Origin of the sequence: Cryobacterium sp. MLB-32 (genome assembly GCF_000738085.1) — a bacterium.
Lineage (GTDB): Bacteria > Actinomycetota > Actinomycetes > Actinomycetales > Microbacteriaceae > Cryobacterium.
This window is the reverse complement of sequence record NZ_JPRS01000672.1, coordinates 1-692: the sequence shown is the minus strand read 5'-3', so window position 1 is coordinate 692 and position 692 is coordinate 1. Positions and strand designations below refer to the sequence as shown.

1 protein-coding gene is annotated in these 692 nt (G+C 61.4%); it reads right to left on the bottom strand.

The genetic code is table 11. From position 1 onward, the window contains the following. Window positions 1–108: 108 nt before the first annotated feature. On the bottom strand, window positions 109–692 hold a 584-nt coding region (locus JF66_RS23995), incomplete at its 5' end, for a hypothetical protein (protein WP_035880875.1).

Sequence of the window (692 nt, the reverse complement as noted above, 5' to 3'; positions counted from 1 at the left end):
AGCCCCAGCCCTGTCTCGGCAATTTATCCCAACTTGTGTCGCTGGAGTGCCAACACACCCGTTCAGTTCGTCGACGCAGGCCGCGCCGCTGAAGCGCTGGTTCCCAAATCAGGCGGGACCGAGTGACGCGTCACTCGTTTCGGTCAGAAGAGATCGCAAGGCCACAAAAGCATCATCGTCAATCGGCCGCACGATCATGCTTCCGACGACGACGGGTGCGAACGTCACCCGCAGCATCGTCCCGGCATGCAGGAGAGCAACCTTATAAGCGCGAACGGTGAAGAATCTCGTCAGGCCGCGGGAGACCTCGACGCTTGTCACCTCGCTTCTGGCCAACCGAGCGGTCACGAACGGTGCTTTCAACGGGCCATCCCAGAACGTGATCGAATCGGCGTCGATCATGACCACGGCGTAGACCGTGCGTTTGCTCCACGGTGCGCCCCGCAGCTCGGGAGCCAGGGTTGCTACATCTGCTTGCAGACCCTCGGTTTTCAAGATAGCGAACGCCTGGCCGTGGTGGTTCTCTTCCAGCACTGTCAGCAGGCGCTGGGTCGATGTCGACGCGGCACGATACGCAAGCACCACGATGGCAGCCACCACGCCCAAGGCAACAATCAGACTGCCCAAGAACACCGCTGCCTTCACGGGGTCATCGCCCGAGGCACGCAGGATCCGATAGATGGTGAGGCCCA